Raw genomic sequence first — 13,138 nt, forward strand, 5'->3', positions numbered from 1 at the left:
AAGGTAATCAAAGGATGGCTATGCGCAATCGAAGGATGACGAAAACGGAGTCAGTCGCAGACCGTGGTGCGCTGAAAGTATTGACATTATACCATAACCCCTACTTCATCGGTTCGCAGCCTGCACCTCACCGACAGAGAGCATGCTCTTCTTGCTCCCCGGAGGAGAGCGGCGTGAGCTTTTCAGGCTATAATAGTTCCCAGTGGAATACCGCAATCCCCTCAGTCTGAAAGGGAGCAGATGTATTACTACATCGTTAAAATCATCACTACGACGCTGCTGATCGTCGTGATCTCCGAAATCTCCAAACGGAGCACCCTTATAGGGAGTATTCTCGCTTCGATCCCTCTGGTCTCGGTTCTGGCAATGATCTGGCTCTATGTCGATACCGGTAACACCCAAAAAGTGACGGAACTCTCCTACAGCATCTTCTGGCTGGTTCTCCCGTCGCTGACACTGTTCCTTTCTCTTATGCTGCTGCTCAAGCGGGGGGTGGGGTTTTATCCAAGCATGGCGCTTTCGATCATCCTGACCATTCTGGCCTACTATCTGATGATCGCGCTTCTGGAGAAGTTTGGTATAAAGCTGTAGCAGCCAAGGAACCCTGAAAATCACACCGAGGTTTATCCCGGGAAGGCGCGAGGAGTGTGTAATGATGGAAATGATGCCGATCGGTAAAGCCTTTACCCTGATAGAATCCGGCCCCGTCGTCCTTGTAACGACAAAAGACGGAGAAAAAAACAACATCATGACCATCTCATGGACGATGGTGATGGATTTCACGCCGCGCTTCGCCATGACGACGGGTCCTTGGAACTACTCTTATGCCGCGCTGCAACAAACACGCGAATGCGTCATTGCGATCCCGACGGTGGACCTCATCGACACGGTCGTCGGCATCGGTACCTGCAGCGGCTCGGATACGGACAAATTCGGGAAATTCGATCTTACACCGGCTGGCGGTGAATTTGTCGGCGCACCGCTTATCAAAGAGTGCCTGGCGAACATAGAATGCACGGTCGTCGATATCATCGAGCAGCACAACATCATCGTGCTCGAAGGCGTGTGCGCATGGTTTGATCATGCGCGGAAAGAACAGCGGACCCTCCACGCCGTCGGCGACGGTACGTTTATTGTCGACGGCGAACGGCTGGACCGTAAGCGGATGATGCGTTCAAAACTTCCGGAGGGCGTCTGACGTGCGGGCGTCGGGAAGTAGAAATATTGTAATTTTCATCCAAATGGACTAAGATTCATTAAATACTGTTTTTATTAAATTATGAATAGTGAAACAGAGCGGACGTCCTCCGTCTGTACCAAAGGAGAATCTTATGGCATATTGGAGCAAAAACAATCGCGCCTGCAAAACGACCTGGTCGACGTTAAAGCTTCTCGACCAGCTCGACACGGTCTTTCTTGAAGCCGGAGAGCTCAAGATCAAAGAGCTAACCTTTTTCAATCAGACCAGCAGCACCGATCAGCGCAAAGCCGCGGCCCGGATGCTCGCGATCCAGCTGGACAATGTTTTCCGCGAAGTACGTGGGGCGACGTATGAGGAGGATATCACGGGAGAGCAGGCGATCGACTCGATGCTCAAAGTTCTGACGACACCCGAGGCAACCGTTTCGGACCTGGCGGAAAAGTGTGATGTCAGTTACAACTTCTACGGCGAGGAAGACGAATGAAAAGAGGCAGTTCCCTGTGCGCACTCGTCGCGGGCATCATGAGCGCATTTTTTCTCGTATTGAACCCGGCCCGGGCCCATGCAGAGATCAATACGGCAACCATCGTCAACGCATCCAAATCCGGTGTCAGCCGCCTGCTGGACGAACGGCAGCCCCTCGCCGATGCCGCGCAGCACTCCATTCTGGAAACGATGCTCAAAGGCGCGGATATTAAGCTCAAAGTGTTTGAAAGCGACGACAACGCCTCCACATCGCTCGGCTTCGAGTATGAATATTCCAGGGACATCGCCCAATACGCTTTCCGTTCGGAGAAGGCAACGCACACCGGACTGGCACTGAACTTCAGCGCTTCGGGCAACGTCGCGTTTGAGCAAAGTGCCAACCCGCGCAATCTGACGGACACGCGCTTTTCGTTCGGATACTACTTTTCGACCGGAGGCGTTCTACCCGGGACACCGGATTTCGCCCTCCTGAACAGGCTCGAAGACGCCGCCGCCGAAGCCAACACGACCGATGAACTCCGGCAGTTGTCCGCATGGAAAGAGCTCGCCAAAGCGGTTCGGAATCAGCTCTCGGATCAGTACTACTTCGACCTCTCCGTCAAAGGGGGCCTTGAAGCGGATCAGTCCTTTAAAGCGAAGCAGTATTACTACGGGCTTTATGCCAATATGATTGCGAAGGGTTGGAATGCCGAAACGTCGGTGCTGGCCCAGTTCAATATCCTCGACTACCCGGCGGCGCTGCTGCGTCTGCTCAGCGGCGTCGATGACACCTGGCAACCAAGAGGCTCTTCTTTTCCGGAGTTTTTGATCGGCATCGACCAGGTGGACCCGGATTCAGACACCCCGCGCCAGATCATCGCCGGGGATGAATCCTCTTTTACGCGGATGCGGTTCGAAGCCAGTTTTCGGACCCTCGCCGCGACCTACAATGACGCCGACGCTTTTATAGAGGCGAACTACCGCTACTACCAGGAGATCAATCCCTCCAGTGCGGTCAAAGCCGCGGGGCTGGACACCTACAGCTTTTTTACGGTGGCGCTCGTCATGCCTGAGGCCGAGGGCCTTTATGTCAGTTATTCCGACGGGAAACTTCCCCTGGACAGACAAAACGACCAGGTATACGAACTGGGCTTCAAGTACAAGTTTTAACGCGGGCTGCGGCGCAACGGCTACTCTGTTGCGGCCGCGGGTTTCGATAGAAAGAGCGACGTATAGATCCCCGCCCCGATCAACACCGCCCCGACGACGTGATAGGACTGCAGCGTTTCGCCGAGAAAGATATAGGCCAGTACGGCGCCGAAAAGCGGCATAAGGTGGGCAAACTGTCCCGTTTTCGCCGCGCCGAGCACGTCGATTCCCCTGTTCCAGAAGATATACGAGAGGATCGAGGCGAAGAGCGAGACGTAGATGAAGTAGGTCCAGTAATTTTCAAACAGCAGCAGTTCGGTATGAAACGTGTATCCCTGCACCAGGTAGATCGGCAGCAGGTAGACGAACCCCAGGTACATATTGGCCATGAAGAGCTCCGCGCTGCTGAAGCCCGCGGGCTTCAGTTTGAACAGGACCGAATAGAGCGCCCATACCAGCGAGCTGACGAGCATCCAGAAGTCGCCGTGGCTGAGGTTGAGCGCGGCGATGTTGCCTATTTCCCCCTTGAGGATCAAAAAGAGAACCCCCATCGTCGAGAGGGCGATGCCCATAACCTGCCGCTTCGTCACGTCATGCTTGAGCATGAGCGCCGAGAGGATCAGGATCATGATGGGCACGCTGGAGTTGATGAGCAGCGCATTGGTTGCCGTCGTCGTCTGCAGCGCCGTGTAAAGGATCGTGTTAAAGAAGGTCACGCTCAAAATGGCCAGGACAGAGGTGACGACGAAGTGCGCGCGGATCAGCCGGATGATGTTGCGGAGGCTGACATAGTACAACGCCGGCAGCAGCATGACGCAGACCAGCAGCCAGCGGAAAAAGACCAGCTCCAGCGGCTGGACATCGTCACGGACGAACCGCCCCAGTACGAAGTTGCCCGACCAGAAAAGCACGCAGAGACCGACAAGAATATAGACGCTGTACTTCTTCATAGTGCCCCCCACGCTTAATGACTAGCGGCATTGTACAGGATTTTGAAATTTGGTTAAGATAGCCGGTAATGATTATGGGTAAACGGACACTGCCGATGACACTGCTCTACCTCTTCCTCATCGTACTCGTGCTGCTGATCATCGCGCTCTCCCTGCTCCGCTTCTGGGACCGGAACGCGGAGCGGACCGAATGGCGGCGGCTCCTCTCGAAACAGCCTGTGCACCCCGTACGGTTCGACCCGGCGACGGTGGCGGAGCTTCCGGAAGCGGCACGACGCTACTTCGCCTACACCATCGCCCCCGGCACACCGCTGCTAAGCGTCGCCGAGATCGACATGAAAGGCCTCTTCAGCCTCAAACCGCCCGAGTACCTGCCCATGGAGGCCCGGCAGATCCTCGCCCTGCCCTACGGCTTTGTCTGGAAGATGCGACTCGTCGGCGGCCTGCCCGTCTCCGGTTCCGATACGGACAGCTGGACGCGGTTTCGGATACTGGGGCTCATCCCCGTTGCCCGGGCGGGCGGCGATGCGGACCATACCCGTTCCGCCTTCGGCCGCTACGTCATCGAAGCGGTGTTCTGGACCCCGGCGGCCCTCCTGCCCGGACCGGGCATAAGATGGGAAGCAGTAGGCGAGAGCGGCGCCCGCGTCACCGTAACCAGGGGGGAGCTTTCACAGTCGGTGGATGTCACCCTGAGTCATGAAGGAAAGCCCATCGAAGTCTCCATGATGCGCTGGAGCAACGCCAACCCGCAAAAGCAGTACCGGCTGCAACCCTTCGGCGGGATACTGTCGGACTTCCGCGACGTCTCGGGCTACCGCCTCCCCTTCAGGGTCGAAGGGGGCAACCTGTTCGGCACCGAGGAGTATTTCCCCTTTTACAAGGCGGAAATCACGGCCATCCGCTTCCCCCTGAACACTATGCCTAAAAACTGATCGCAGCACATTTTTTTTAAAAATTATTAGGAAATATGATAAGCTTGGTGTCAGCAACGCATTTCTTGCCCGCAGGAGGGAATAAAATGTACCGTATCAACCGGGAGAAGCTCCTGGCCGTCATCCGCGAAGTGGATCAGGCCATCTACAACCATAGCCAGTGGTACCAGAACATCATCCGTTCCATCGTCTGCCGCCTCCCCTTCGACCAGCGGGACATGGCCGAAGACGCCCACCACCACTGCACTTTCGGACAGTGGTACTACCACTGTTCCGAAAAGGAGATGCAAGAAAACAAGACCTTTCAGTCCATCCGCGGCGAGCATAAACAGGTACATGCCAATGCGAAGCTGCTGCTTGAGACCTCCTCCCGGGGCGAGGCCATCTCCTATATCGATTACGACAACTTCGCCAATGCCGTCGAACGCCTGCGCCTGAACCTCCAGACGCTCAAATACGAACTCGAAGAGACCCTGTACAACCGCGACCCCCTCACCGGTGTACGCAACCGTATCAGCATGCTCAGCGACCTGCGCAAGCAGATGGACCTGATCGATCGCCATGTGGATACGACGGTCATCGCCATCCTGGACGTCGACCGCTTCAAGCAGGTTAACGACACCCATGGCCACCCGGTAGGCGACCTTGTCCTTGCCAACATCGCCGCCTATATCCTGCAGCATCTGCGCCCCTATGACAATGTCTACCGCTACGGCGGGGAGGAGTTCTTGATCATGATGCCCCATACGGATGTCGAGACCGCCGCCGCCGTCATCGAACGTATCCGCGAAGGGGTTGCACAAATGCAGACGCACATGCATAACGGCGAAACTATCAGCGTCACGATCTCTGCCGGTGTGACCAAGCTCCGGGACCACCACAACATTGAAACAGCCATCGAAGAGGCCGACAAAGCCCTCTACGAAGCCAAACTGGGCGGGCGAAACAAGAGTGTCGTTTCCGCCTGATTGGCGCCTTTCCCGCTGCACCAAGCGCGCTGACCTCTGCAAAACTTCAATCAATATTAAAATCTAAAATAAGAAAAATTTTTATCATCATCTGTTTTTTTTATAGTAACATAACCGCCGTAACTAAAAACAAGGAAAAATCACAATGCGTATTCTTGCCGCCCTCACCCTCTCCACTACGCTGGCATTCGCCCAAAGCGTCACCTTCCAGGGCAACCCCGTCGCCCTGGAAGGCACCATGCCAGGCGTGGGCGAAAAAGCCCCGACATTCACCGCCGTCAAGAACGACCTCTCGGTCGTCACCATCGGCGGGACACATCCGAAGACGCAGATCATCGCGTTCGTGCCTTCGATCGACACCCCGGTCTGTTCCCTCGAATCCAAGGCCTTCGACGACAAGGTCAAACAGATGAAGGGCGTCGACCTCTACATCGTTTCCATGGACCTTCCTTTCGCCCAGAAACGTTTCTGCGGCTTTGAATCCATCGGCAACATTACACTGGCATCAGCCTACAAGCGCGCCGATCATGCGGGGGCGTCGCAGTACGGCGTCAGCATCGGCGAACCGCTCCTCAAAGACCTCTTTACCCGTGCCGTCTTCGTCGTCAACAAAGAGGGCGTCATCACCTACAGACAGCTCGTACCCGAAATTGCCAGCGAACCCGACTATAGCGCAGTTATCAAAGCGGTCAACAAACTGAACTGAAGTTTTTCAGGCGCAGCTGCGCCGGCCGGGAGCGCTCTGCTCCCATCCTTCTGATCTTTCCAATATGCATCATCGCAAATCATCCATCCGTGCAGAGGTACAGACCATATAAAAAAAGCGGGTATCGGTAAAAAGTATACGGAGGGGTAAAGAGAAAAGCAGCAGCGCGCCGAAGCGCGGCTGTTCAAATGCAGTAGTGACTTAGACGCGGCAGGCGTTAACGACTTCCTGGATCTTTTCGACGACACTGGGGTCTTCGAGTGTCGACGTATCCTGCGTGATCGCCTCGCCCTTGGCGATGGAGCGCAGGATGCGGCGCATGATCTTGCCTGAACGGGTCTTCGGCAGGCCCGGGACAAAGGCGATGTCGTCGCAGACAGCGATGTTGCCGATCTCCTGCTTGATGACATTGTTGATCTCCTTGGACATCTCGACGTCTTCGGCCATGCTCTCTTCGCCCTTGAGGACGACATAGGCGAAGATCCCCTCACCTTTGAGCTCGTGCGGCTTGCCGACGACGGCGACTTCCGCAACGTTCGGGTGCTTCTTGCACGCCGCTTCGACCTCGGCCGTCCCCATACGGTGGCCGGAAACATTGATGACGTCGTCGGTACGGCCCGTAATGGTGATGTAGCCGTCGTCGTCATAGTTCGCGCCGTCACCGGTAAAGTAGACCGGCTGACCGTCTTTTTTGACGTCGCCGAAGTAGGACTTCACGAAACGCTCCGGATCGCCCCAGACGCCGCGGATCATGGACGGCCACGGCTTGGTGACACACATGTAGCCGCTCTCGCCCGCACCGACTTTCTTGCCCGTTTCCGGGTCGAGGATCTCGCCCATGATGCCCGGCAGCGGGAAGGTGGCGCAGGCCGGTTTGATCGGGGTCGCACCCGGCAGCGGCGTGACCATGTGGCCGCCCGTTTCCGTCTGCCAGTAGGTGTCGACGATGGCGCATTTGCCGCCGCCGATCTCCTCGTAATACCATTTCCATGCCGGCGGGTCGATCGGCTCGCCGACGGTCCCGAGGACCTTGAGGCTGGAGAGGTCGTACTTCGCAGGCTCCTCCGCCCCTGTTTTGTGCAGAACGCGGATCGCCGTCGGCGCCGTGTAGAACTGGTTGATTTTGTACTCTTCGACCATCTTCCACGGGCGTCCGGCGTCCGGATAGGTCGGGACCCCTTCAAACATCAGCGTCGTCGCACCCATCGCGAGCGGGCCGTAGACGATGTAGGTGTGGCCGGTGATCCAGCCGATGTCGGCCGTACACCAGTAGGTGTCGTTCTCCTTGACGTCGAAGACCCACTCCATCGTCATCTGTGCCCAGAGGATGTAGCCCGCCGTGTTGTGCTGTACCCCCTTCGGTTTGCCGGTGGAACCGGAGGTGTAGAGCAGGAACATCGGGTCTTCTGAATCCATCGGTTCGCTTTCGCAGACGGCGGACTGCTGCTCGATCATCTCGTTGTAGGAGTAGTCGCGGCCCGCTTTCCAGTCGACATCCTCGCCGTTACGCTGGACGACAAGTACCTTGTTGACGCAGTCGCACCCCTCTTCGAGGGCTTTGTCGACAACAGGCTTGAGCATGTACGGCTTGTCCTTTCTAAACGCACCGTCGGCCGTGATGACAAGTTTCGCCTCCGCGTCAATGATGCGGTCGCGCAGCGCTTCCGCGGAGAAACCGCCGAAGACGATGGAGTGGATCGCACCGATACGTGTACACGCGAGCATCGCATAGGCCGCTTCCAGGATCATCGGCATGTAGATGACGACGCGGTCGCCCTTCTTGATGCCGAACTCGTTCTTGAGGAGGTTCGCCATCTTGTTGACGTTGTAGTAGAGCTCCAGGTAGGTGACGATCTTCTTGTCGCCGCGGTCCCCTTCGAAGATGATCGCCGCCTTGTTCTTGCGGGAGTCGAGGTGGCGGTCGATACACTGGTGCGCCACGTTCAGCTTGCCGCCTTCGAACCATTTGGCAAACGGCATGTTGCTGTCGTCGAGTACCTTGCCATAGGGCTCGAACCAGTCAATTTTCTCCTTCGCGAAGTGGTCCCAGAACCCTTCGTAATCCTCCTCGGCCCATGTTGCCAGTTCCTTGTATTCACACATGTTCTTGATGCGTGCCGTTTTGGCGAATTCGCGGTTGGGCTGGAAAACCGGTTTGACTGTTGTATCACTCATGTTCTCTCTCCTGTTTTGAGTTTAATCGTATTGTTCAATTTGATAAAGATCATTGCCGTCATGATCGCGTCGTTGACGGCGTTGTGCCGCCCCATAGGGGGCACTCCCAGGTTGGCAAGGATTGTATCGAAGCGTAAATCAATGTTTCCTTGCGGTATACCGAAATTTTTTTTGTCAAAGTAAAGGCCCGAGACCTCTGTTTTCGGGTTGGGAAGTTCCACCCCGAGCCAGGGTTTGATGTAGCGGTTGATCATCGCCACGTCAAACTCCAGGTAATACCCTGCCAGCGGCCGCGGGCCGATGAAATGCAGGAACTTCTCAATCCCCTCCGGCGGGGAGAGCGCATACTCGAGATCACAGGGCCTTATGCCGTGTACCTCGATGCTCTCCGCCGGAATGGGACGGGACGTTTTCAGGTAGACCTCGAAGGTCTCCGAGGTGAGGATCCGGTTGCCTTTCACCTTCACCGCGCCGATGGAGACGATCTCGTCCGTTTTGGGGTCGAGCCCCGTCGTCTCCGTATCGAAAACGACGACCTCGTCGCCGTCATAGGGTTCAAACAAAAAGGCGTACGCCTCATCCTTCAGCCGTTTGCGGTTCCGCTGCTTTCGCCACGCCTTGAACATCACATCACCATGTTCAGGTGGAAGTGGTAGGTCAGCAGCTTTTTAAGGGCGTTGACGACCTTGAAGCTGTCCTTGAGCAGGTCCCGCTCCAGTTTGTCCAGCCCGCCCGGGGCGATATCGTTGAGCATCCACCCCTCCGCGGCGTGTGCCAAACGGGCCCGTAGTCTTATCGAGAGCAGCGTGTCGTAGGCCTCCATCAGCTCCGTCGAAAAGGTCTTGTCGAAGACCCCCGCATTGTTGAGCTGTTTGATCCGTTCGAAAGTATTCGTCTCCCGGATCTTCTTCTGGAGCGCCAGGACGCGTATGCCGTGCACGATGGGGAAGATACCGCCCTTTTTCAGGTTCAGCGTGTTCCCGTGGCTGCGCTCGACCACCAGTCCCGAAAAGAGGCTCAGCGGCGTCTCGAAGCTGAGCGCCGCCTTCGCCATATGCGCCAGCACGTCGTCGCGCCCTTCAAACCGGCCGTAGAGGTACTGCTCCGCCCGCTCCAGCAGCTCGGCGTTCCCGGCAACGCAGCGGGCATCCAGGAAGATATCGAGGTTCTGCAGCGCCGCCTCGTCCATCGAGCCGACCCAGCCGTCGATGTCGGTCTGGTAATCGGCGAGGGGACGACGCCACCACGGATTGGTCACCATCACGTTGCCCGGGCAGTCCGGGAACCCGAGCTGGCGCAGGGCGGCGTTCATCGCCGCCATCTCGTCGGCGAAATCCTTCCCGCAGCCGTCGCGGATGATCAAGCCGTTATCCTGGTCGGTCCGCAGAATCTGCTCGCCGCGTCCCTCGCTGCCCATCACGATCAGCGCGCAGTCCCCACGGTGTTCCGGCGCGACGCAAAACTCGAACACCTTGCGGTAGATCTTCGCATTGAGGGCATTGACCAGTTTGGTGATGTAGCGAACCTTGACCCCCTTGGTGTGCAGGGAGCGGATCAGGTTGACCATCTCCTCCCCGATGCGCTGAAGCGCCTCGATGCTGTCGGCCTTCTCGACCTGCATCGCCACCAGGTAGGAGTGGCTGGCGAAGAAACTGAGCAGGTCGAGCTGCTCGAGGATCCCGACGACCTTCCCGCCGTCGGTGACGGCGACGCGCTTGATATGGTGCGCGGTGAACAGCAGCAGCGCGTTGAAAAGGAAATCCTGTTTCTCTATCGTCACCAGGGGACGGGAAGCGATGGTGCCGATGGCGCCGGAAGCCTCGACCGCCCCCATCAGGACGTTGCGGCGCAGGTCCGAATCGGTCACGATGCCGTAGCCCTCTTCCCCCTCGACGAGGATCGCCGGGCTCTTCATCGCCTCCATCTGCCGCACCGCCTCCGCAATCGGGGTCTCCGCCGCGACGATGCAGGGCGTATGCAGGTAGATATCGCCGATGCGCGCCACCATAAACGGCGTCAGGTCGTTTTGCTGCTTGAGCATTTTGAGCTGTTCGTGCTTGGTGACAAAGTCTTCGAGGTAAAAATGTTTGAAGGCGTCATGGTCCTGGATCAGGTCGAGGAAAATCTGTTTGGGGAGTTCGTAGCAGATGAGTTCTTCGTCCACGACGAAGCGTTTGTCCGTTTGGCCGTAGATGAGGGCGTCGGCATCGAAACTGTCCATCGCCCCGTAGGCGTCGGTCAGCTCCTCACCCAGCCACTCATGCACGCTGCCTTTGATGATGATGTAGAGGCACTCCGCGGGGACGTTGGGCGAGACCAGTACCGTCTCCCGGGGGTAGTAGGCAATGTCCATCTGTGCCATGACGTTGTCCAGCGCCCGCGATGACAACAGGTCAAAGGGGTGCATCGACGCCAAAAGCTGCTTCTGGTCGAATATGCTCATGGATTTAGCACGCCATCCGGGCCAAACAAGGGATACCGCTTGCAAAAGCGATGTTTCCTCGAAAAGCCCGGATGCCTACACTGGCCCCTGACGGGTCAGATAAATTTGTTCCGACTTCGGCCGGAATCAACTCATGTTCCAACGATCTTGCTCCTTAGTGACTGACGGCGCCTTCGGCACCGATACCGGTCTGTGAACGGATGTTCTGGGCCTCGAAGGCTTCGCGTTCATTCTCGCCCTCCGCGCTTTTGTCGGTAATGGAGAAGAACCAGATACCGGCGAAGGCGACCGTGACGGAGAAGAGCGCCGGGTACTTGTACGGGAAGACCGCTTCCGCGTTACCGAGGATCTGGACCCAGACGATCGGCCCCAGGATCACCAGCAGTACCGCCGTAGCGAGTCCCAGCGAACCGCCGATGACGGCACCGCGCGTGGTCAGTCTTTTCCAGAACATGGAGAGGAAGAGCACCGGGAAGTTCGCGGAAGCGGCGATGGCGAAAGCCAGACCGACCATGAACGCGATGTTCTGCTTCTCAAACGCAATCCCCAGCAGGATCGCGACGATCCCCATGACGACGACGGCGATCTTGGAGATACGCATCTCCTGCATCTCGTCGACCTGCCCGCGGCGGAAGACGTTGGCGTAGAGGTCGTGGCTGATCGCCGAAGCGCCCGCCAGTGTCAGACCGGAGACGACCGCGAGGATCGTCGCGAAGGCCACCGCCGAGATGAAGCCGAGGAAGAAGTTCCCGCCGACCGCGTGGCTGAGGTGGATCGCCGCCATGTTGTTGCCGCCAAGCAGTGTGCCCGCCGCATCAAGGTAGTGCGGGTTGGTCGCCACCATGACAATCGCCCCGAACCCGATGATGAAGGTCAGGATATAGAAGTATCCGATGAAACCGGTCGCATAGAAGACCGATTTGCGCGCCTCTTTTGCGTCGCTGACGGTAAAGAAGCGCATCAGGATGTGCGGCAGACCCGCCGTACCGAACATCAGCGCGATACCGAGGCTGATCGCGGAGACCGGGTCGCTGACAAGACCGCCCGGGCTCATGATGGCGTCATGGGTGCTGTGGACCTCGACCGCCTTGGCAAAGAGCGCTTCGAAGCTGAAGCCGAAGTGCGCCATAACGGCGATGGCCATAAAGGTCGCACCGGAGAGCAGCAGCCCCGCCTTGATGATCTGGACCCACGTCGTCGCCAGCATCCCGCCGAAGGTGACGTAGAGGATCATCAGGACACCGACCAGGATGACCGCGACCTCGTACGGCAGACCGAAGAGGATCTGGATCAGCTTGCCCGAACCGACCATCTGCGCGATCAGGTAGAGCGTGACGGTCGCAATGGAGCCGAAGGCCGCCAAGGTACGGATCGGTGTCTGTCTCAGACGGAAGGAGGCGACGTCGGCAAAGGTGTACTTGCCGAGGTTGCGCAGGCGCTCCGCCACGAGGAACAGGATCAGCGGCCAGCCGACCAGGAAACCGATGGAGTAGATCAGCCCGTCATACCCTTTGAGGAAGACGAGGCCGGAGATCCCCAGGAACGATGCGGCGGACATGTAGTCGCCGGCAATCGCCATCCCGTTCTGGAAGCCCGTGATGCCGCCTCCAGCGGTATAGAAGTCCTTGGCCGTTTTCGTGCGTTTTGCCGCCCAGTAGGTAATACCCAGCGTCGCACCGACGAAGACGAGGAACATCACGATCGCGGAGACGTTCAGCGGCTGTTTATCCACGGCACCCTCAATGGCGCCCGATGCCATCAGCGTGGACGCTGTGGCCGTCAGAAGCAGGAGAAGACGTTTCATTCAGCCCCCTTTGCCATGTCGCGCTCGAGTTCGGCACGCACCTCGCGGTTAAGATCGTCGAACTCGCCGTTGGCGCGCTTGACGTAGAGCCCCGTCAGGACGAAGGCGATGAAGATGATGGCGACACCGACCGGGATACCGACCGTCGTGACCCCCGTCTCACTCAGCGGCGTGCCGAGCAGCGACGGGTCAAAAGCGATGGTAAGGATGAAGGTGAAATAGACCACCAGCATTACGATCGAAAGCTTCCAGGCAAAGGCGCTGCGCGTCTTCACCAACTCCTGGTACTTCGGATTGTTCTTAATATGTTCAACCATTTCGTTCGTCATGATCGTCCTTTAG

General features: G+C 57.6%; 13 protein-coding genes. 7 read left to right on the forward strand and 6 right to left on the reverse strand.

The window, feature by feature from the left end:
* Positions 1-240: 240 nt before the first annotated feature.
* The 4 genes from WCY31_RS09265 (at position 241) to WCY31_RS09280 (ending at position 2,836) form a co-directional block, all read left to right on the forward strand.
* Positions 241-591 carry a DUF3147 family protein gene (locus WCY31_RS09265; protein WP_345972165.1) on the forward strand — a complete coding sequence of 117 codons (351 nt, stop codon included), beginning with the start codon at positions 241-243 and terminating at the stop codon, positions 589-591.
* Between the two features lie 61 nt (positions 592-652).
* On the forward strand, positions 653-1,198 hold the full coding sequence (locus WCY31_RS09270) for a flavin reductase family protein (protein ID WP_345972166.1): 546 nt from the start codon (positions 653-655) through the stop codon (positions 1,196-1,198).
* A 133-nt stretch (positions 1,199-1,331) separates the two neighbouring features.
* The gene (locus tag WCY31_RS09275) at positions 1,332-1,685 is read left to right on the forward strand and encodes a hypothetical protein (protein ID WP_345972167.1); all 354 of its coding nucleotides are present in this window, start codon (positions 1,332-1,334) and stop codon (positions 1,683-1,685) included.
* The gene (locus tag WCY31_RS09280; RefSeq protein WP_345972168.1) at positions 1,682-2,836 is read left to right on the forward strand and encodes a hypothetical protein; all 1,155 of its coding nucleotides are present in this window, start codon (positions 1,682-1,684) and stop codon (positions 2,834-2,836) included. Before WCY31_RS09275 ends, WCY31_RS09280 begins: the two co-directional genes overlap by 4 nt.
* A gap of 20 nt (positions 2,837-2,856) precedes the next feature.
* On the opposite strand, the gene WCY31_RS09285 is transcribed toward WCY31_RS09280, so the two are convergent.
* The gene (locus WCY31_RS09285; protein WP_345972169.1) at positions 2,857-3,765 is read right to left on the reverse strand and encodes a DMT family transporter; all 909 of its coding nucleotides are present in this window, start codon (positions 3,763-3,765) and stop codon (positions 2,857-2,859) included.
* Between the two features lie 74 nt (positions 3,766-3,839).
* Between WCY31_RS09285 and WCY31_RS09290 the strand changes: the two genes are divergently transcribed.
* From WCY31_RS09290 to tpx, 3 genes are all read left to right on the forward strand, one after another.
* Positions 3,840-4,700, forward strand: a complete 861-nt coding sequence (locus tag WCY31_RS09290; RefSeq protein ID WP_345972170.1) for a DUF6544 family protein — start codon at positions 3,840-3,842, stop codon at positions 4,698-4,700.
* A gap of 86 nt (positions 4,701-4,786) precedes the next feature.
* Positions 4,787-5,668, forward strand: a complete 882-nt coding sequence (locus WCY31_RS09295) for a diguanylate cyclase (protein WP_345972171.1) — start codon at positions 4,787-4,789, stop codon at positions 5,666-5,668.
* A 145-nt stretch (positions 5,669-5,813) separates the two neighbouring features.
* Positions 5,814-6,374 carry a thiol peroxidase gene (tpx, locus tag WCY31_RS09300; protein WP_345972172.1) on the forward strand — a complete coding sequence of 187 codons (561 nt, stop codon included), beginning with the start codon at positions 5,814-5,816 and terminating at the stop codon, positions 6,372-6,374.
* A 201-nt stretch (positions 6,375-6,575) separates the two neighbouring features.
* Here tpx and acs read toward each other — a convergent pair whose 3' ends face one another.
* The 5 genes from acs to WCY31_RS09325 form a co-directional block, all read right to left on the reverse strand.
* Complete coding sequence (acs, locus tag WCY31_RS09305) at positions 6,576-8,549, reverse strand: acetate--CoA ligase (RefSeq protein WP_345969523.1); 1,974 nt, start codon at positions 8,547-8,549, stop codon at positions 6,576-6,578.
* Positions 8,546-9,175: a 3'-5' exonuclease gene (locus WCY31_RS09310; RefSeq protein ID WP_345972174.1), complete on the reverse strand. Its 630-nt coding sequence runs from the start codon at positions 9,173-9,175 to the stop codon at positions 8,546-8,548. Before WCY31_RS09310 ends, acs begins: the two co-directional genes overlap by 4 nt.
* Positions 9,175-10,992, reverse strand: coding sequence for a putative nucleotidyltransferase substrate binding domain-containing protein (locus WCY31_RS09315; RefSeq protein ID WP_345972175.1), 1,818 nt, complete (start codon positions 10,990-10,992; stop codon positions 9,175-9,177). The genes WCY31_RS09310 and WCY31_RS09315 overlap by 1 nt, the downstream gene beginning before the upstream one ends.
* Positions 10,993-11,146: 154 nt before the next feature.
* Entirely contained in the window at positions 11,147-12,796 is a 1,650-nt protein-coding gene (locus WCY31_RS09320) for a cation acetate symporter (RefSeq protein ID WP_345972176.1), read from the reverse strand.
* Complete coding sequence (locus WCY31_RS09325) at positions 12,793-13,125, reverse strand: DUF485 domain-containing protein (RefSeq protein ID WP_345969527.1); 333 nt, start codon at positions 13,123-13,125, stop codon at positions 12,793-12,795. The genes WCY31_RS09320 and WCY31_RS09325 overlap by 4 nt, the downstream gene beginning before the upstream one ends.
* Positions 13,126-13,138 lie beyond the last annotated feature (13 nt).

Origin of the sequence: Sulfurimonas sp. HSL3-1 (assembly GCF_039645995.1) — a bacterium.
GTDB lineage: Bacteria > Campylobacterota > Campylobacteria > Campylobacterales > Sulfurimonadaceae > Thiomicrolovo > Thiomicrolovo diazotrophicus.

Excerpts from the sequence above, each read along its gene's own strand:
- WCY31_RS09265 (WP_345972165.1), top strand. The coding sequence starts at position 241 with ATGTATTACTACATCGTTAAAATCATCACTACGACGCTGCTGATCGTC.
- WCY31_RS09270 (WP_345972166.1), top strand. The coding sequence starts at position 653 with ATGATGGAAATGATGCCGATCGGTAAAGCCTTTACCCTGATAGAATCC.
- WCY31_RS09275 (WP_345972167.1), top strand. The coding sequence starts at position 1,332 with ATGGCATATTGGAGCAAAAACAATCGCGCCTGCAAAACGACCTGGTCG.
- WCY31_RS09280 (WP_345972168.1), top strand. The coding sequence starts at position 1,682 with ATGAAAAGAGGCAGTTCCCTGTGCGCACTCGTCGCGGGCATCATGAGC.
- WCY31_RS09285 (WP_345972169.1), bottom strand. The coding sequence starts at position 3,765 with ATGAAGAAGTACAGCGTCTATATTCTTGTCGGTCTCTGCGTGCTTTTC.
- WCY31_RS09290 (WP_345972170.1), top strand. The coding sequence starts at position 3,840 with ATGGGTAAACGGACACTGCCGATGACACTGCTCTACCTCTTCCTCATC.
- WCY31_RS09295 (WP_345972171.1), top strand. The coding sequence starts at position 4,787 with ATGTACCGTATCAACCGGGAGAAGCTCCTGGCCGTCATCCGCGAAGTG.
- tpx (WP_345972172.1), top strand. The coding sequence starts at position 5,814 with ATGCGTATTCTTGCCGCCCTCACCCTCTCCACTACGCTGGCATTCGCC.
- acs (WP_345969523.1), bottom strand. The coding sequence starts at position 8,549 with ATGAGTGATACAACAGTCAAACCGGTTTTCCAGCCCAACCGCGAATTC.
- WCY31_RS09310 (WP_345972174.1), bottom strand. The coding sequence starts at position 9,175 with ATGTTCAAGGCGTGGCGAAAGCAGCGGAACCGCAAACGGCTGAAGGAT.
- WCY31_RS09315 (WP_345972175.1), bottom strand. The coding sequence starts at position 10,992 with ATGAGCATATTCGACCAGAAGCAGCTTTTGGCGTCGATGCACCCCTTT.
- WCY31_RS09320 (WP_345972176.1), bottom strand. The coding sequence starts at position 12,796 with ATGAAACGTCTTCTCCTGCTTCTGACGGCCACAGCGTCCACGCTGATG.
- WCY31_RS09325 (WP_345969527.1), bottom strand. The coding sequence starts at position 13,125 with ATGACGAACGAAATGGTTGAACATATTAAGAACAATCCGAAGTACCAG.